Source organism: Soehngenia sp., assembly GCF_055108775.1.
Genome location: NZ_JBSQIL010000001.1, coordinates 1 through 18,584, shown reverse-complemented (window position 1 = coordinate 18,584; position 18,584 = coordinate 1). Strand labels below are relative to the sequence as shown.

At 33.1% G+C, this 18,584-nt stretch carries 15 protein-coding genes; all 15 read right to left on the bottom strand.

Features of this window, described 5'->3' with window-relative positions; translation table 11 throughout:
- Window positions 1–76: 76 nt before the first annotated feature.
- A complete protein-coding gene (locus ACTB1H_RS00075) occupies window positions 77–1,168 on the bottom strand; it encodes a S41 family peptidase (protein ID WP_463260789.1) in 1,092 nt (363 codons plus the stop codon).
- A 13-nt stretch (window positions 1,169–1,181) separates the two neighbouring features.
- On the bottom strand, window positions 1,182–3,002 hold the full coding sequence (locus tag ACTB1H_RS00070; protein WP_463260788.1) for an LTA synthase family protein: 1,821 nt from the start codon (window positions 3,000–3,002) through the stop codon (window positions 1,182–1,184).
- Between the two features lie 22 nt (window positions 3,003–3,024).
- Entirely contained in the window at window positions 3,025–4,842 is a 1,818-nt protein-coding gene (locus ACTB1H_RS00065; RefSeq protein ID WP_463260787.1) for an LTA synthase family protein, read from the bottom strand.
- A gap of 93 nt (window positions 4,843–4,935) precedes the next feature.
- Window positions 4,936–6,123, bottom strand: a complete 1,188-nt coding sequence (locus ACTB1H_RS00060; protein WP_463260786.1) for a bacterial transcriptional activator domain-containing protein — start codon at window positions 6,121–6,123, stop codon at window positions 4,936–4,938.
- 109 nt (window positions 6,124–6,232) lie between these two features.
- Window positions 6,233–6,997, bottom strand: a complete 765-nt coding sequence (gene kamE / locus ACTB1H_RS00055; protein WP_463260785.1) for a lysine 5,6-aminomutase subunit beta — start codon at window positions 6,995–6,997, stop codon at window positions 6,233–6,235.
- On the bottom strand, window positions 6,997–8,550 hold the full coding sequence (gene kamD, locus ACTB1H_RS00050; protein WP_135270429.1) for a lysine 5,6-aminomutase subunit alpha: 1,554 nt from the start codon (window positions 8,548–8,550) through the stop codon (window positions 6,997–6,999). The genes kamE and kamD overlap by 1 nt, the downstream gene beginning before the upstream one ends.
- 13 nt (window positions 8,551–8,563) lie before the next feature.
- Entirely contained in the window at window positions 8,564–10,189 is a 1,626-nt protein-coding gene (gene kamC, locus ACTB1H_RS00045) for a lysine 5,6-aminomutase reactivase ATPase KamC (RefSeq protein ID WP_463260784.1), read from the bottom strand.
- A gap of 3 nt (window positions 10,190–10,192) precedes the next feature.
- On the bottom strand, window positions 10,193–11,221 hold the full coding sequence (kamB, locus tag ACTB1H_RS00040) for a lysine 5,6-aminomutase reactivase subunit KamB (RefSeq protein WP_463260783.1): 1,029 nt from the start codon (window positions 11,219–11,221) through the stop codon (window positions 10,193–10,195).
- 2 nt (window positions 11,222–11,223) lie between these two features.
- Complete coding sequence (kamA, locus tag ACTB1H_RS00035; protein ID WP_463260782.1) at window positions 11,224–12,486, bottom strand: lysine 2,3-aminomutase; 1,263 nt, start codon at window positions 12,484–12,486, stop codon at window positions 11,224–11,226.
- 23 nt (window positions 12,487–12,509) lie between these two features.
- Window positions 12,510–13,547, bottom strand: coding sequence for an L-erythro-3,5-diaminohexanoate dehydrogenase (gene kdd / locus ACTB1H_RS00030; protein ID WP_463260781.1), 1,038 nt, complete (start codon window positions 13,545–13,547; stop codon window positions 12,510–12,512).
- A 170-nt stretch (window positions 13,548–13,717) separates the two neighbouring features.
- A complete protein-coding gene (locus ACTB1H_RS00025) occupies window positions 13,718–15,112 on the bottom strand; it encodes a sigma-54 interaction domain-containing protein (protein ID WP_463260780.1) in 1,395 nt (464 codons plus the stop codon).
- Between the two features lie 96 nt (window positions 15,113–15,208).
- Window positions 15,209–16,051 carry a 4-(cytidine 5'-diphospho)-2-C-methyl-D-erythritol kinase gene (ispE, locus tag ACTB1H_RS00020; protein WP_463260778.1) on the bottom strand — a complete coding sequence of 281 codons (843 nt, stop codon included), beginning with the start codon at window positions 16,049–16,051 and terminating at the stop codon, window positions 15,209–15,211.
- 106 nt (window positions 16,052–16,157) lie between these two features.
- Complete coding sequence (locus ACTB1H_RS00015; protein WP_463260777.1) at window positions 16,158–16,394, bottom strand: Veg family protein; 237 nt, start codon at window positions 16,392–16,394, stop codon at window positions 16,158–16,160.
- Window positions 16,395–16,578: 184 nt separating this feature from the next.
- Window positions 16,579–17,928, bottom strand: coding sequence for a magnesium transporter (mgtE, locus tag ACTB1H_RS00010; protein WP_463260776.1), 1,350 nt, complete (start codon window positions 17,926–17,928; stop codon window positions 16,579–16,581).
- Between the two features lie 171 nt (window positions 17,929–18,099).
- Complete coding sequence (locus ACTB1H_RS00005) at window positions 18,100–18,405, bottom strand: HesB/IscA family protein (protein WP_463260775.1); 306 nt, start codon at window positions 18,403–18,405, stop codon at window positions 18,100–18,102.
- Window positions 18,406–18,584 lie beyond the last annotated feature (179 nt).

Sequence of the window (18,584 nt, the reverse complement as noted above, 5' to 3'; positions counted from 1 at the left end):
CTAAAGTAGTTACTATACTTTGATTATACACTAATTTTTTGATTTTAGTGTTACAAGTTTGTTACATTTAAGCAACTTAGTCACTTAAGTGCTTTATAGCCATTTCAAGTTGAGTATCAAAGGTTTTGTTTTCAACTATCAAATCAGGTTTTACTCCTACTCCATTTATCTTTACCCAGTTTGGACTAAAGTATTCAGCAACTGTAAGTTTAATCGCATCTCCTCTAAGAAGAGTAACTATATTTTGTACCGTTCCTTTGCCGTAGGTCTTTGTCCCAATGATGTAACCTGCTTTTGAGTCTTTAACAGCTGCTGCTACTATTTCTGATGCACTTGCGCTATTTTGATTTACCAATACAACAAGTTCATATTTAACCTTTTCTAAATCGGAATAATAGCTTTGAACATTTCCATATCTATCTTTTATATGGACTATAGGTCCTTTGGGAACAAATAGATTGGCTACTTTTACTGCCTCATCTAAATATCCCCCAGGGTTATCTCTTAAGTCAAGTATGACTTTATTAGTTCCAACAGTATCTATATATTTAAGTGCTTCCTTTACTTTTTCACTCGCTTTGTCACCAAAGCTGTTTAATTTTATATAGCCTACTCCTTTGAATACATCGTATTCTACTGGTGAGATTTCAATTTTTTCTCTCCTTACTTTAAAGACCTTTAATTCATTTTCTCGTTTTATCTCGATGCGAACTATATTCCCAGCTTTCCCTCGCAATAGAGAAGTTACTTGTTCCAAGCTAAGTCCTTCTACTTTTTGATAGTTGACGCTTACTATAACATCTCCTGCTTTTAGACCTTGAGCTTTTGCAGGTGTGTCATCTAAGACTCTATCAATTACCACTTTGTTATTTTCAAGCTTTAAGACTATGCCTATACCTGAAAATGATTGATTTAAACTGTTTATAAACTCTTCATACTCTTCTTTAGTGTAGTAGTCGCTGTATGGATCTAAGTTTTGCAGTAGACCTTTTAATATGTTGTTTTGGTGAGTTTCGTAGTCTATGTCTTTAATGTAATGAGCATTTATATATTCAACTATAAAATCCACATAGCTATAGTCTACTGATGTTTGAGCAAAACTAAAACTTGGCAGTAGAAGTGTAAGCGTGAGTAAAAGTACTAGTATTTTATTGGTTTTCTTTTTCATTCATATCATCCCTTTATTTGATGTATTCCATGAAATAGTTGCTTTTCAAAATATAATCAGACAGATCTATTTCTCTTATACCCCTTTGATAAATATCTTTAAACTTATTTATATCCACTTCTTCTCTGTTTATTCTATTTATTGCAATGCTATTTTCATAGACTCCATCTCTCGAAAACTCGAAAATATAGTCTTTTGTTATAACTGATCCTTTGTACAAATAAGTTTGAGGAAAAACATAATTTTCTCTGGATGGATTGTTCAAGTCCATTCCAAATACAATTCCTTTTGTATTTTTAAATCCCATAATATTTGCTATTGTTGGATAAAAATCCAATTGACTGCCAACAATTGTAACTGTTTCTCCTAAATCTTCATTAGGTATATGAACTATCAGAGGTATGTTCATCATCATGTCGTAATCATAAGGTCTACCTAATAAATAATTTAATATCTCCTCTTCTGTTTCAAGTCCTGCATTTATAGCAAAATGATCCCCGTAAATCACTATAACCGAATCATCGTAAATCCCGTTGTCCTTTAAGTTTTGAATGAATTCTGCGATAGCTTCATCTGTATAGTGTATGGATTGAAGGTAATTAGCTGTTAAAGAGTCTTTATGCTCTTCTTTAATATTTATTTTTTGGTATTCCTCTGGCATTTCATATGGGTTGTGACTTGTCAATGTGACTAAAAATGCAAAGAATGGGTTTTCATCTTTCTGATCTAATTGGTTTATATAAAACATAGATTGATTAAAAAAGTCTTTATCAGTTATCCCAAAGCCAATTTCTTCAGTGAAGTTAAAATTATCTTCAGCTATAAATCTTTCAAACCCCTGGTTGATATAGGCTTCGTCTCTATTCCAAAAATCCCTCTGATATCCGTGAAATGCCCATGCAGTGTAGCCATTGTCCCTCATTAGCCAAGGCAGGCCATAGAATTTATTGTCTGCGTATTGAAAATAAGTTGGTTTTTCCATGGATGGATAGAGTGAATTTAAAGATACAAATTCAGCATCTGAAGTATTTCCTTTGCCTATTAGTTGAAAGTAGTTGTTGTAATATAAGCTGTGAGGCGATGATGCTAATTTATTCAGATTAGGTGTTATCTCTTGTCCATCATAGTCCCTGAACATGACAAAATTCGCTAGAGATTCTACTTGTATGACAATGAGATTTTTCCCCTTTCCAATCCCATGATAGTTCTGCCCCTCATTTTTCATCCTTTTTTCGATTTGTTTGAGCCCATCTTCCATCGTCTGTTCCTCAGCTAAAGTTGTTCTATCAGATTTTACTATGTTGTAGAAATCCACAACTTGGTGTGAGTAAAACTCTTGGTTGATAACTGATTTTAATTCACCTATACCAAATAAATATATAAATATACTCAATACAAATACTGATGATGTTTTAAATATGTTCTTGTAGTCCTCTGATTTTAATGCACCTTTTCCGTTAAATAGTTTTTCTTTCTTGTTTAAGTAATAGTAGACAAATGGTATGTCTAACAGCAATATTATCTTACTCAAATCCAAAAGATGTTTTATGCTGTTTTTTACTGTGTTTAACTGCCTTGCTTGAGACAATACATTTATAGATAGAAGTGTATTGAAATATGAAAAATACACTGCATTTGCAAACATCAATATTGAAATCAGACTATAAAAGAACATTATATTTCTCTTCTTATTGTCCCCGCTTTTCCACGATATAAATGAAAAAATGGCACATGAGATAAAGAAGGTTAATAGAACAATATAAGCTTTATTATTATCTATCTTAATCGCATTTGCATAAATAATCGATTTTATTATCATCATCAACTCTAGCATTTAAATTCCCCCTTAATGCCAGTTAATCATTGAGTAATCTATCTATATAATTTGACTCTAAAACATAATTCGATAGATCGATCTCTTCCAAAGCCCTTTCACTTAGTTCTCTAAATTTTTCTATATCTATTTCTTCTCTTGTATTTCTATTAAATGCCCTGCTGTTTTCAAAAAGAGCTTTATCTCTTACTAACATCTCATCTTTTGAAATGACTGAACCTTCTTTGATGTAGCCCATTGGGAAGGCGTAGCTTTCATCATATTTATTGCTTAAGTCCTTACCAAACATTATCCCCTTTTCATTTTCTATACCCATTATATTTAATATAGTTGGCAAAAAGTCTAATTGACTTCCAACGGTTGATATAGTGTTGTTTATATCTTCCCCAGGAACATGGATTAGCAGGGGTACGTTCATCATAGTGTCGAAGTCGTATCTTTCTTTTATTACTTTTTCTACATTTACTTTTTCTTTTTCATCATATGATGCAATCCCAAAGTGATCTCCGTAAATGGCTATTACTGAGTTTTCATATAAGCCTTCTTCTTTTAAGTTTTCGATAAATCTGCCTATTTCCATATCTGCATAGTGAATTGCATGAATGTAGTTTCCTGTGAGGCTACCTTCTAATTCTCCTAAGTCTGTGTAAATCTCGTTTGGCGGCATCTTAAATGGAGTGTGGCTTGTAAGTGTGATTAAAAATGCAAAAAATGGGTTTTCGTCTATTCTATCAAGCTCTTTGATGTATTCAAGTGACTGCTTGAAAAATTCCCTGTCGGGTATGCCAAATCCAATGTAGTTGTCAAATACAAAATCATCTTGGGCAATAAATTTTTGAAAACCTTGAGCTTTAAATGCTTTATCTCTGTTCCAAAACTCTCTTTCATATCCATGAAAAGCCCATGAAGTATAACTGTTATCTCTTAATATCCATGGTAATCCATAGTATGAATTGCTGTGATAAAGATTGTTAGTTGGCTCAGTTAAAGATGGATATAGAGAATTTAAAATTGCCACTTCTGCATCTGATGTATTTCCTTTCCCGACTAGTTGGAAAAAATTATCATAATATAGAGTACAAGAATCTTTAACGAGTTTATTTAAGTTTGGAGTGATCTCAAATCCGTTGATTTCTTCAAACAGCACAAAGTTTTGAAGGGCTTCTACTTGTATAACTATCAAGTTTTTTCCTTCCCCGATGCCAGTGTATTCGTTTATAGGATATTCTTTATCTAAAAGTTCTTTTAACTTTTCCTCTTTTACAGATACATCTTGTAAATTATCATCTTTTTTGATCAAACTGATAACATCATTGACATAAAAAGAATAGATTTCATCAGCTACAACTGCTTTCATTTGCCCTTTTGAAAACATGTATACAAAAAGGATTACGACCATAAGCACAGAAGTTTTTATTAGCTTTTTTGCTCTATTTTCGCTAATCTTAAAAACTTTATACGATATTTTTTTCTTTTTTAAAAGCCACAAATATATACCAATAATTGGTATGTCAAGTAAAAGCGCTAATTTTTTAAAGCTAATTAACTCTTGAATGCTTTCTTTAACATCTCCAACAAGCCCTACCTGTTTAAACACATCTAAGGAAATAAGTCTATTAAAATAGCTAAAGTACATCGCATTTGCAAACAATATTATTGAAAATACAGTATAAAACAAAAATACCAGCAAGTATTTTTTGTTGGTTTTTAAACTCAATATAACATATATAAACGATAGTGTTATCAAAGATGTTAGAAGGACTATGATAACTCTATTGTTATTAACCTTAATTAAATCAGTATATATAATTGTCTTAAAAATAATAAATAATTCTATCAATAAATCACCTCAAAAAAATAAAGAGTAATTGTTTTTCCAGTTACTCTTTTATAGTTTAGCACTAGGCTATATTTATTTCAAGTTTTTGAAATTCTAAAGTTTTATTTTTGTGTCTTCTTCTAATAAGATGTGTTTCAACTTTATGGGTAAAGCTTTTTCATCATCGGCTTCATAGTAATTAATTAGAAATCGATTTTCTAAGCTTGAAACCGCTCCATGCTTAACATCGCTTAGTAAAATCAAAAATTTTTCATTCCTCCAAATTGTAAATACATCGCTTTTCCTAAAAGTTCTAGTAATTAGAGTTGAAGTGAAATCCTGCCATATTTTCTTAAGTGAATCATATTTTTTAAAATCGTCGAGTTCTACTATTAAAAGATAATTCCCTTCGTTTGGATTTTTTCTTCTAATTTTAGTTACCTGATAAATAACTTTAAATTCTTCTTCATCTAATTTCATTGCACCTTCTAAATATTTTAATTTTTCAATTTCAATTGATTCATTATTGTTATTTTCTTTTTGGTGCTTTTCAAAGATATCCTCAAGCCGATTTATGGTGTCTATAGTAAATATACCTGTGCCTTTTGTAAATTCATTTTGTAAATATTTTATATGATCTACCGCTTGTTTTATTTCTCCATTAGCCAATAGGCTTTCAATAAGATACTGGTGAAGCTCTTCTTCATATGGTTCCTTAGATAATGCTTTTTGGCAAATATTTATAATCTCATTATTCATTCTTGCTTTTTTATATTGTTCAACTACATTTTCAACTGCATTTACATATAATTTTCTAAAATAATTTCTTATTGGCACTAACCATAGTTCATATCCAAAGTTATCTAAATACTGGTTTTCATATATCTTAAAAGCTTGGTTGTACAATTTGAAAGCTTCATTGAAATCATTTGTGAGATTTCGATTAGCTTCATCTATCAATTTTTCAAAAATATCGCTATCTACTATAACCTTGCCATTTGTCTTTAATATATAGTATCCATTTACAAAATCTATCGTCATAGTATCTTCATCTATTGAAGCTTCTTTAAGTCCTTTTTTTAATCTAAAAATCTGTCCTTTAATCACATTTTTAGTATCCATTGAGTCATATTCGTCCCAGAGAGTTTCATATATGGTTTCAGGCAATATTTTCTGGTTTTTAAAAGTAATAAAATATTGAAGGAGCTTCATAATCTTATAGCTTCTTTTTAGATTATCTATGATTGATTTTTCACCAACTAATACATCAAACTCGCCAAAAGTTTTTATATAAAGCTCCATAAGTATCACCTCTATTATTTTAATATACCCCTTTTCATAGAATAATACTATCATTTTTAGTCGAAAACAAAAAACTTCCATAGATAATCTATGAAAGTTTTTTGTCGTATTATTTATTTATTAAATTTCTCTTTACTATTTCATTTACTATAAATGTCGCTACATCTTCTGCGTATGATCCACTGCCAAAACCTGCATCATAGCCGAGTTCTTTTGCAAGTTCATAAGTAACTCTTGGACCTCCACAGACGAGTACAACCTTGTCCCTAATGCCTTCTGCTTCCAACAGTTCAACAAGTTCAGTTAAATTTGGAATATGAACATCTTTCTGAGTTACTACTTGAGATACAAGGATTGCGTCAGCATTTAGTTCTATGGCTTTAGCTACCAGTTCTTCATTTGGTACTTGACTTCCTAGATTGTATGCTTCTATGCCTTCGTATCTTTCAAGTCCATAGTGCCCAGCATAGCCTTTCATGTTCATGATGGCGTCTATTCCAACTGTATGAGCGTCTGTCCCTGTGCAAGCTCCTACAACTACTATATTTCTCTTGATATTTTCTTTGATGAAGTTTTCTATGTCTTCTTTTTCCATGACCTCTACGTCTACTTTAGGAACTTCAATTGATGTAAAGTCCACAGTTTGCCTTGTCTTAGCGTACATTATAAAATAAGTGTACTCTACTCCTAAGTCATGTGCGTATACCACCGAGGCTTCTTCAAAACCCATTTTCAATACGATTTGCCTTGCTGCTTCTTTAGCCTCATCTCCATATGGCACTGGAAGTGTAAAGCTTAGCTGCATAACTCCATCGTTTAAAGTGTCACCATAAGGCATTACTTTTGTTAAATCCACTTTTTGAGCTTCAGTCATTACTTGTCACCTCCAAGCATCAATTCAATGAATGGGTTAAAGTAGCCAGAGTCTTTTTTGCAAACTCCATCTAATCCTTTCCCACCATCTCTCATTCTCTTAACTCCGCCAAATTTACCCTGTTCTATTGTTTGGAACAATCCTTCTTTTTCAATTTGAGCCAATAAATCACAAGCTTTATCCAATACTTCACTAGCTCTTTGCTGGATTCTTCCATTTTCTTTAAACTCTATTTCTTCACTTAAATGCCTTGCGTTGTTGAAGATGTATTTAGCATTTTCAATTGAAAGATATCTATCATGCAAATGAGGTGTGTGTATTGCTTCAGTTAACATCCCAAGTAATTGTATACCTTGGTTAGTCATGATTGAAACCATGTTGAACATCGCATTTTGAACATGACCTTTAAAGATATTTCCTGTCATGAATTTAGTAGGTGGCATGTATTTTAATGGTGCATTAGGGAAAATCTCTCTTGCCATTTCAGCTTGTGCTAGTTCAAGTAAAAATCCATCCTCTAGTGAAGGATCCATTTCAAATGCATGACCTAATCCCATTTGTTCTTCTTTTAAACCTGCTTTTAAAGCGAATTGTTCATTAATAAATTGGGATGCCAATACCGTATGAGCAGCTTCAACTGCATCATCTGTTGTCAGGTAATTGTCTTCTCCTGTGTTTATGATTATGCCAGCAAACCCATTTATTACCCTTGAGAAAAATTGATCTATTAGAGTTCTTTGCATGTTTATATCTCTAAATAGTATTCCATATAGTGCATCATTTAGCATCATATCAAGTCTTTCTACTGCACCCATAGCTGCTATTTCTGGCATGCAAAGTCCTGAGCAGTAGTTAGTGAGCCTGATGTATCTGCCTATTTCTTCGCCAACTTCGTCTAATGCTCTTCTCATGAGCCTGAAGTTTTCTTGAGTTGCATATGTGCCTCCAAAACCTTCTGTTGTAGCTCCATATGGTACATAGTCAAGCAATGACTGTCCTGTGGTTCTTATTACAGCGATTACATCTGCGCCTTGTTTTGCGGCTGCTTTAGCTTGAATGATGTCTTCATAAATATTACCTGTTGCTACTATGACATATAGATATGGTTTTGGCCCTTCGCCGAGCGTATTTAGAAAGTGCTCCCTTGTCTTTCTTACATTTTTAATTTTTTCAACAGATTCTTTAGCGATCTTATATATTTCTTCTTTTATCTTTCCTTCATCTTTTGCAGGAAGTCTTGTTATATCTAATTCTCCTTTGGAAATCTTTTCTGCTATTTCTTGAGGAGTTATTTGTAAATTAGCAATTGCATTTCCCATCCAGTAGGCTGCTCCTCTTTGGAGTCCTCCTCCTTCTTTGATATTGTCTACTACAACATTTGGAAGTGGTTTTCCTATTTCGTCTACTCCATCTACTCCAAGCAACCTCACTACTGTTCTTTCTGTAGCCACAGTAGTGTGTTGATCTATAAATTTTTGTACTTCATCTGCTATATTCTTAGCCGATTGTCTTGATTTGTTTATTTTCTCTACATCAAGATTTAGTTTTCCCACTTTAACACTCCTTTCATGAATTCTTCTTTAAGTTTTTTTCGGCTAATGAAATTATTTCATCATCCAATCCCATAATACGGGCTATATTCAATGCATCTCTTGGAATTGGAGTGTCTTTGTCAACAGTCCTTAGCCTATAGTCCATGTATTTATTGATGATTTCAAAACCTTCTTCTGCGTTCATTTCTTCTTTCAATTTTTTTATGTCTAAATTCGACAGCCCCACAACTTGTAAATGGACTACATCTTCTAAATCTGCTACGTTGTCATAATGCGTAGTTAAAATTGTTATCGCCTGTTTGTCTTTTAAATACTCAACTATGGCTTTAGATATGGCATAGCCTTCTTCTGGGTTTGTTCCTCTTGCCAATTCATCAATTAGTATTAGTCCTCTTTCGTCAGCTCTTGTTATTGCCTCTTTTACTACTTTTACTTCTCCACCAAAAGTAGATAAGCCACTATCTGTGGATTGCATATCGCCAATAGATGACTTTATGTATTCACTAAGTCCTAGAGTCATCTTTTTAGCTGTTACAAACAACCCATATTGAGCCATAGCAGAAAGCAGCCCAACAAGTTTTAAAGTGATGGTTTTTCCTCCCATGTTTGCACCTGTGATGCAAGTTACACCTTTTTTTAACGAAATCGATATCGGTGTGAATTTTAAATCTTTCTTAGAAAGCATCTCAGCTACTTTTGGGTGAATCCCGTCTTCAATTTCGATTATATGTTCTTTCACTATTTGAGGTTTTACACAGTTGTAGTCAACAGCAAATTTTGCTTTTGCAATGAGCAAATCTAATTTTCCTATGCTTGATATGTTTCTGTAAATTGCCTTTTGGTGTTTTTTAATCTCTTTTGTGAGGATTTCTCTAATCCTCATCTCTTCTAGTTCTTCTTTTTTCCTCAATAAATTTAATTCCTTTTCTAATCTATCTATCACCTCAGTAGTTTTTATGCTAAATTTGACATTTAAATAGGTTTCAGATACATAGTTTAGATTAGGATTTTCTTTTATTTTATCTAGTATATCTTTCTTGTCTTTTGAAATAACGACTGTGTTATCAGGTCTAACATCTAGTTTTAATTCCTCTTTGATGCTTTCTCTTATATTTTTTAGCTCTGTCTTTAATCTCTTATCTATTTCTCTTTTTTTATCTCTTATGTTTTTTAATTCTTCAGAGTATATATCATAGATATAAAAGGATGATATTTTAGTGTTTTCTGGATCTAAAAGTTTCTCCAATGGTTCAATCGGCTTTATCTTAGTCTCCTCGTATATGGGTATATTATTATCTTTTATAAATTCACTTAAATCCCTTAAGAAATAAAGCATTGATTTTATCTCGAAAAATTCAACATCATTTAATATAAAGCCATCATTAGCTCTTTTAATGGATTGCCTCAAATCTTTAAAATGACTTAAAATATTGTTAAATCCACTTCTGATTGATGTGTTCTTGATAAATGGAATAAATGACTCGAGCATCAAAAACTGCTGGGAAAGAGCTTCCTCTTCCCCAGGTTTATAGCAATGCATTCTAGATTTAAAAATATTTCCATAGGGAGTTATGCAGTCTATCTTGTCATAGACATACTGAAAATCCAATGCATCAATAGTCTTTTGATCTAAAAACATATTTTAACCCCCTATCATAATATCTATAACTGGAATATCTTTGATATAATTTCTCATCTTTTTTAAAAGCTCTTCTGGCTCAAAATAATAGCCATATGGAGAATAGGGATTTACTGTTACTCCAATTAAATTGATTTGATAAACTACCTCTAGCTTTAAACCCATTCTAATGAAATGTAAATAATCCTTGGGGGGGATAAATATTTTAGTTCCATCAGATACTGCAATTGTTACATTTTTAAAATGGTGTGTAGAGCTTAAGAGTTCACTTACAGTCGATTTAACTAGAGAACCCGGTATCAAAAGGTATTTTGAATTTTCTTTTAAATGCTTGGAAATTTCTCTTCCCATTCCCAGAGCAGTCTTATACTTTAACCTTTCGATTTTTAATTCTTCATCAACCACAGCTATTGTGTTTTCTAATAAAAGACTCTTTAAAATTTCTTCATATCTATCTTCTACTTTCTTTAATCTGAGTAGGTTTATAGTATGAAGTGTTTCTTCGATGACTCTATTTAGATCTCTTGATATGGCTGCTCCAGTAGCTAAAATAGTTGCATCTGAAATAGTAGGAGCTGCTTGTGATTTTCTATCAAGGCTGCCATCTATGATTACAAATCTTGCACCTAAGCCTAGCATATACTCTGAAACTTTCTTCATTTCCTTTAAACTCTGTGGACCTGCTAGTTGAATGTACCCAGCAGATCTTACTTTTCCAATGACTACTTCTCCTAATGGCGTTCGATAGTTTGTAGTCATCATTATCTCCACATTTGCATCACTTAAGAGTAGAAGACTTTGAGCAGTCGCAACATAGGTGTTTTCAGATACCCAAATCTTTGGTTTTTCAGTTTCTGTGACTATGTCCAAACTTTCTCCGTCTCTGCCAATTGAGCTTATCCCTATTGGTATGTCTTCTTCGTAAGCTTCAGTTATTATCTCGTTTAGAGTGGTAGTCTTTCCAGCATTTTTGCTCATTCCAATTATTGATATTATCTTGTATTGTTCTTTAATTAAATCTAATAGTTGCATGACTATTTGTTGTGTTTCTTACTTCTTTCATGTCTTTCTAAATAGCTTGGCTCGAGATTTTTTACTTCATTGCCTTCAAGAAGTTCAGCTACTCCAGTGGATTTAGATTCTTTTTTGCCTTGGCATACATCACAGTGGCATTCTTCTTCAAGGTGATTTGGCTCGACATAAGTTGTGATTACTCCTTCGTAGTTTCTTAAAACTACTTTGGTTGGAGATTGAGAAATCAAGTATTGTGGCATTACTGGAATCTTTCCTCCTCCTCCAGGAGCATCAACTACAAAAGTTGGTACAGCATAACCTGATGTATGTCCTCTTAAAGCTTCAATGATTTCGATTCCCTTTGATACTTTGGTTCTGAAGTGTTCAATTCCCATTGATAAATCACATTGATAAATGTAATAAGGTCTAACTCTCATCTTAACGAGCCCATGAACTAAGTCTTTCATGATATGTGGGCAGTCGTTTACACCTCTTAAAAGTACTGATTGGTTACCTAAAGGTATGCCTGCATCTGCTAATTTTCTACAAGCTTCCATTGATTCAGGTGTAATCTCTTTTGGATGATTAAAGTGTGTATTTAACCATATTGGATGATATTTCTTCAGCATGTTCACTAGATCGTCAGTAATTCTTTGTGGCATAACAACTGGAACTCTACTACCAATTCTGATTATCTCAACATGAGGTATTTCTCTCAATTTGCTGATGATGTATTCAAGTCTGTCATCTCCAATTAATAGTGCATCTCCACCTGATAACAATACATCTCTAACTTGTGGTGTATTTCTGATGTATTCAATGCTAGCATCTATTCTTTCCATTGAAGCTGGAGAGTCCTTTTGCCCTGCAAATCTTCTCCTTGTACAATGCCTGCAATACATTGAGCATTGATCTGTTATTAAGAACAATACTCTATCTGGATATCTATGTGTAAGCCCAGGAACTGGTGAATCAGCATCTTCATGAAGAGGATCTTCCATGTCTGCGCCTGATATGTGAGTTTCTGCTATTGTTGGCACAGCTTGCATTCTAACAGGACAATGTGGATCATCTGGATCCATTAATGATGCATAGTATGGAGTGATACCCATTCTGAATTTTTTAAGTACTTCATTTATGTCTTGTTTTTCTTGTTCAGTCAAATTTATGATTTGACTTAAAGTTTCAACATCAGAAACTCTATTTCTTACTTGCCATTTCCAGTCATTCCATTCATTTTCTGTTACATCTTTCCACAACGGAATCTCGTTGTATTTTCTCATTTTAATACCTCCAAATATTTTTACTAAGCATAAAGCTCTGTGAATATTTTTCTTAAGGTTTCAGATTCTCTCATTAAGTTAAGTGCTATTTCAGCATGTCCTTTAGTGTATCCGTTTCCAATGATCATAGTAACGTCTTTACCTACTCCTTCAGCTCCTAAAGCAGCTTTTGTAAAGCTTGTTGCCATTGAGAAGAAATATACTAATCCCTCATCTTTAGTTGCAAGGATTGATGACATTTCAGTGTTTGGAATGTTTACAGTGTTTATTACTATGTCTGCCATTTCCCCGTTTGTAGCTTCTGCAACTTTTTCCATGATTTCTACTGCATCTTGTGCATTTGCTTTGATATATACATCAGCTAAATTTGCTTGTTTTACCCTGTTTATAGTTTCATCTCTACTGCCTATGCAGATAACTTTCCCTGTAACTCCTGCTCTTTTCTTTGCTTCATATAAGCAGAGCATGCCCGATTTACCTGTCCCGCCTAATACTACTACCGTATCTCCAGGTTTAACTAATTTTGCAGTTTGTGCTGGCGCTCCAGCTACATCTAAAACTGAAAGTGCTAGATTTTCTGGTATGTCTTCTGGTAATTTTGCGTATATTCCTGATTCAAATAATATTGCTTTGCCTTTGATGTCAACTTGATCTATGTCTTTTCTTACTTCAAGTATTTCGTCTATCCTTAGAGGAGTAAGTGATAGAGAAACTAAAGTTGCGATTTTATCTCCTACTTTTAAATCGGTCTTGCCTTCTAAAGCAGATCCAATTTGTTCAACAGTTCCAATTAACATTCCACCTGACCCTGTAACTGGGTTTTGGTGTTTCCCTCTCTCAGCAACTATACTCATCATGATTTTTTTGATTTCTTCGACATCACCTTTTGCTTGCTCTTCTATTTGAGTAAAGCTAGCTGAATCAACATTTAAAGTTTTTACATCGATAAGTATCTCATTGTCATAAATTTCCATAGTATTGTCAATCTTTAATGCTGGTTGTGGTAGTACACCTTTTGGCTCAATAACTCTGTGTACTCCATATGGACTTCCTTTTTTCATTGGCATCTCCTCCTCATATTTTTTTACATTATTATTTATTGCAATTTTCGTGCCAATATATCTTTGTTAAAAAAATAGCTATTTTGCTCACTTTGTATTTAAATAAATCAGGAAAAGGTTTTTATTGCCGAATTTTAGGCATCACGTATAAAAAAATGAGCCTCAAAGGCTCATCTTAACTCAATGTTATACTTTTGGATTTTGTATTGTAGAGTTTGTCTTGGTATATTTAACGCTTCGCTTGCTTTGGATATATTTCCATCTGTCGCTTGCAATGCTTCTAATATCAAATTCCTTTCTGTTTCGCTTAAGACTTGGTTTAAATCTAATTCAAACTTTTTCTTGTTCTTTTTATTTGCAATCCTTTTCATCTTTTCAGGTAAATGCTCAATATCTATTATGTCTACATCATAGACGCTCATGACTCCTTCAATGAGATGTTCTAATTCACGCACATTTCCCTCCCAAGTGTAGCTTTTTAAAAGATCTAAAGCTTTTTTAGATATGCCTTTAGTTTCCTTGTTTAAAAGCATGTTGTACTTTTCTATGAAATGATTAGTCAGTGTCTCTATGTCATCTTTTCTTTCTCTTAGTGGCGGTATCTCTAAAGTGATTACATTTAGTCTATAAAAGAGGTCTTTTCTTAGCATCTTCTTTTCTATGGCTTCCTCAGGCTGAATATTTAGTGCTGTGATTATCCTAACATCTACATTTTTAACTTTTGTATCTCCAACTCTTCTTACATTGCCGTCTTGAAGCACTCTCAAAAGTTTGGGTTGAAGTTCAAGTGGCATGGAATTTATTTCATCTAGGAACAATGTCCCGCCATTAGCTAATTCAAATAGTCCAGGTCTGTCCTCAGCACCTGTAAACCCGCCTTTTGATGTTCCAAATAGTATTCCTTCCAAGAGGTTTGAAGGTAAAGCTGCACAGTTTTGAGCTATGAAAGGTCCATGTCTTCTCTTGCTTCCACTATGGATAGAGTGGACAAACAATTCCTTTCCTGTTCCTGTTTCTCCAGACACCATGACTGGAGCATCTGATTCAGAAGCTTTTTTAGCTAATGCTTTTAACTTCAATATTTCTTTGTTGTTGCCGACAATATCATAGAATGTATATTTGGCATATTCATTTGTCGGGTTGAGTTTATCGTTTTTCTTGAATAATTGACTCTGCAGGTCAACAACTTTTTCAGATAGTTCTCTTACTTGCGTGATATCTCTAGATATCTCAATTGCACCCATTATCTTGCCTTTGCTCTTTATTGGAATGGTAGAATTTATAGTTGTTATCTTTTCCCCTTTGTAATTTACAAAAGTCTGTTCTTTTCTCAAGATAGCTTCCCCAGTTCTAATGGCTGTAAGCAATGTACTAGATTCTTCATCTAGTGAAGGATAAATCTCAAGCAGATGTTTCCCAATAGCTTTATTAAGCTCAACTCCGTCTATCATTTGGGCGAAAGCATTATAATATATGCTCTTACCAGAAGCATCTATTATATGTATTCCTTCTTCTAAATAGTCTAGTACTTCAAATATGTTTTCTCTTAAAAAAGTATCTTTCATAACCGCACCTCCGTGCCGAATTTTAGGCATTTACCGCCGAATATTAGGCAGGTATCCCCTGCCGAAATAGTTGTATTTGCTCATACTTTTCTGAATTTATATAGTTAAAGTGTGGAAACAATATGGATATTTTTTCTCCATTTTCATCTTAGTGTATTCTAACTTTTCATAATCATCATATATCGAGAATACACTAGCCCCACTCCCGCTCATCAATGCTCCTAATGCTCCATTATTAAGCATAAAGTCCTTTATCTCTTTTATTAGTGGAAATTCTTTTAACACTACTTTTTCCATTTTGTTTTCAAGTCTATTTGCCACTGTGTGAATATCGTTCATCTCAATAGCTTTGATGAGCGTATCAATGTCAATTCTATTATCATCAATCTTTATTTTACTATAAACATAGGGTGTTGAGATTTCAAATCCCGGATTTACAAGCAGTATATGTTTATCTTTAAAAGGTTTTATATCAGTTAACTTCTCACCTTTTCCTTCAGCTAATTTTGTGCCTCCAACTAAACAAAATGGTATATCTGAGCCTAATTTTTCTCCTATCTCCATGAGCTTTTCAACTGAAAATTTCAAACCCCACATTTCATTTAATGCAATTAATGTAGCTGCTGCGTTTGAACTGCCTCCTGCGAGTCCTGCAGAAAGAGGAATATTTTTTATTATATTCACTTCAATTCCAGTCTTGGTATTCGTTATCTCAGCTAATATTTCATATGCCTTATACACTAGATTATCTTTGTTTTGAGGCAATCTTTCATTGTTTGATACTATTTTTACTCCTGATTTTATCTCTTTAAATATCAATTTATCGCATAGTGATATTTCCTGCATTATCGATTTGATTTCATGATAGCCATCATCTCTTTTTCTGATTATGTCTAGAGCAAGGTTAATTTTTGCCTTAGCATCTATTTCATAAACCACCATATCTCTCCTAACCTAGTTTTATTTAATTATATCATATTAATTTAATTTTTAAAATTAAAAAGGATCTGCTTTGCGCAGACCCTTAACTATATTTATGTCATTTCTAATCTTCTAAAATTGTGATTTCCACAGTAGATGTTAGCACATCAGAATAAGTGTAACTTACAATTCTAGCGTTGTCATAGTCATTGTTGATTCTCACTACGAAAAGGCTAGGATATGCTGATTCTAGTATTCCCTCTCTGATAGTTGTCTTTTTCCTGCCTTTGTTGGCTTTAAGTCTTACTTTTTTTCCAATGCATCCCTCTAAATCTTCTCTGATCTTAGTTATACTATCCATACCTATCAAAACCACCTTCCAAAAAAAGTTTCCCTTACGCGGGGCAGAAGGAGTGTAGGGACACTCATCATAGGTATAGTATAACACTAAAAGGGTAAAATGTCAAACGCTCACTATTATACTATTTATACCCTAATGTTGTCAATAATAAGTGTTATTTCATATATTAAAATTTATTAATAATTTATATTTGTAATATTAATTTTGCTAAGTAGAAGTATATTGTCAAGCTCGTTGCGTCAGCAATTGTTGTGATAAGTGGTCCTGCCATGATTGCTGGGTCAATTTTAAATTTCTTTGCTACTAATGGCAATGTACCTCCTAATAGTTTTGAGACCACTATCGTCACAATCAGAGTTAAACAGACTAAAATAGCAATACTAAAGTCAACTTTTACAAGATAGTACAATCTCAAAAAATTTACAAAAGCAAGGACAACACCTACAATTATAGAAATCCTAAATTCTTTCCATAAGACTTTTAAAAAGTCTCCCATCTCGATTTCACCTGTTGCCAGTCCTCTTATTACCAATGTAGATGATTGGCTCCCCGAGTTACCAGCTGTATCCATAAGCATTGGGATAAATGAATTTAATACTATCATAGCTGTTAAAACTTCTTCTGCTCCACTTATTATACTTCCTGAAATAGTGGCTGATACCATTAAAATCAATAGCCAAAATATCCTGTGTCTTGCTAATTCAAACACACTTGACTCTAAATAAGCTTCATCGGATGGTGCCATAGCTGCCATCTTTTGAAAGTCTTCAGTGGCTTCTTGCTCCATGACATCCATTATATCATCGACAGTTATAATCCCTGTAAGTCTGTTTTCGTTGTCAACTACTGGAAGTGCTAAAAATCCATATTTCCTAAATATATTGGCAACTGTTTCTTGATCATCATGAGTGTTTACGTATATTACATCTCTTTCCATGATGTCCTCAATTATTTGATCTAACTCAGATGTAACCAGTTTTCTAAGGGAAATTATGCCTTCTAGCTTTCTATTTTCATCGGTTACATAGCATGTGTAAACCGTTTCTTTGGTTAGTCCTGTCTCTTTTATGTGCTTTAGTGCTTCTTTTACTGTCATGTTTTTCTTTAAATCCACATATTCGATAGTCATTATGCTTCCCGCAGAATCTTCGGGATATTTCAAAAATTGATTTATCAAATCTCTCTCATCTTTGTTGGACTGTAGCAATATCTTATTTACTACATTTGCTGGCATCTCTTCTAAAAGGTCTATCATGTCATCAAAGTACAATTCTTCTACGATGTATTTGAGTTCTTTGTCTGTTATGACATTAATAATTTCTTTTTGCCTTTCTATAGTTAGATGTGCAAATACATCAACTGCCAGGCCTTTAGGAAGCATTCTAAAAAGTAAAACCGCAGTCTGAGCTTCAATTTCATTTAAAATATCGGCTAGATCTACTTCATTCATATCTTTGAGAATTTCTTTTAGCTCTACGTATTTCTTACTCGCAACTAAGTCTAAAATCATCTCTAATTCTTTTTCTTTGTCCATAGTATTCCTCCTTATTCGAATTTTGAGGAACCACAGACAATGGCTGTGGTTCCAGTTATTAAGCTTTTACCTTCGGGCAGCGGACTAGAATCCACAGCCATCACTCCTTTCAAAATAAAATGCAACTATATTATAGCACAAAAAAAAGGTGGGGTACCCACCTTTTTTTCTTTAACAACTTGTTTGTTCTTTCAAACCATTTGGCAAAATGCTAAAACCTCGTCTTAGCCAATTGTTGCTATAGTCTATGGTAAATGAATCAAAATTTTCAAAAGCCAAATCCTCTATATAAAATTTAAATCCATCAGCCTCAACTTCTGTATCTTCTGCTTTTGGCTCTTCCAGAGCCATTCCAAAACTTGGACCACTTCAACCATAGCCTGCTAAAAAAATTCTCAATACTTTGTCTTTGTTTTTTCTGCTTTCAAGGACTTTATTTAATTCCTCTTTTGCAGAATCTGTTAAAATAATTTCCATTTCATCACTCCTATACCCCTATATGGTATATTAATAATAAATCTTTATTTTTGTTTTGTCAAGTTATTTATACTCTTTTGTATAAATATTCTATGATAATGTCATATTAAATTTAATCTGATAAAATGTCAGTATGAGAGAGGAGATTTTTAATATGACCCAAAAGGAAATAACAAGAC

Coding starts and splice junctions, on each gene's coding strand:
- ACTB1H_RS00075 (WP_463260789.1), bottom strand. CDS start 1,168: ATGAAAAAGAAAACCAATAAAATACTAGTACTTTTACTCACGCTTACA.
- ACTB1H_RS00070 (WP_463260788.1), bottom strand. CDS start 3,002: ATGCTAGAGTTGATGATGATAATAAAATCGATTATTTATGCAAATGCG.
- ACTB1H_RS00060 (WP_463260786.1), bottom strand. CDS start 6,123: ATGGAGCTTTATATAAAAACTTTTGGCGAGTTTGATGTATTAGTTGGT.
- kamE (WP_463260785.1), bottom strand. CDS start 6,997: ATGACTGAAGCTCAAAAAGTGGATTTAACAAAAGTAATGCCTTATGGT.
- kamC (WP_463260784.1), bottom strand. CDS start 10,189: ATGTTTTTAGATCAAAAGACTATTGATGCATTGGATTTTCAGTATGTC.
- kamB (WP_463260783.1), bottom strand. CDS start 11,221: ATGCAACTATTAGATTTAATTAAAGAACAATACAAGATAATATCAATA.
- kamA (WP_463260782.1), bottom strand. CDS start 12,486: ATGAGAAAATACAACGAGATTCCGTTGTGGAAAGATGTAACAGAAAAT.
- kdd (WP_463260781.1), bottom strand. CDS start 13,547: ATGAAAAAAGGAAGTCCATATGGAGTACACAGAGTTATTGAGCCAAAA.
- ACTB1H_RS00025 (WP_463260780.1), bottom strand. CDS start 15,112: ATGAAAGATACTTTTTTAAGAGAAAACATATTTGAAGTACTAGACTAT.
- ACTB1H_RS00015 (WP_463260777.1), bottom strand. CDS start 16,394: ATGGATAGTATAACTAAGATCAGAGAAGATTTAGAGGGATGCATTGGA.
- mgtE (WP_463260776.1), bottom strand. CDS start 17,928: ATGGACAAAGAAAAAGAATTAGAGATGATTTTAGACTTAGTTGCGAGT.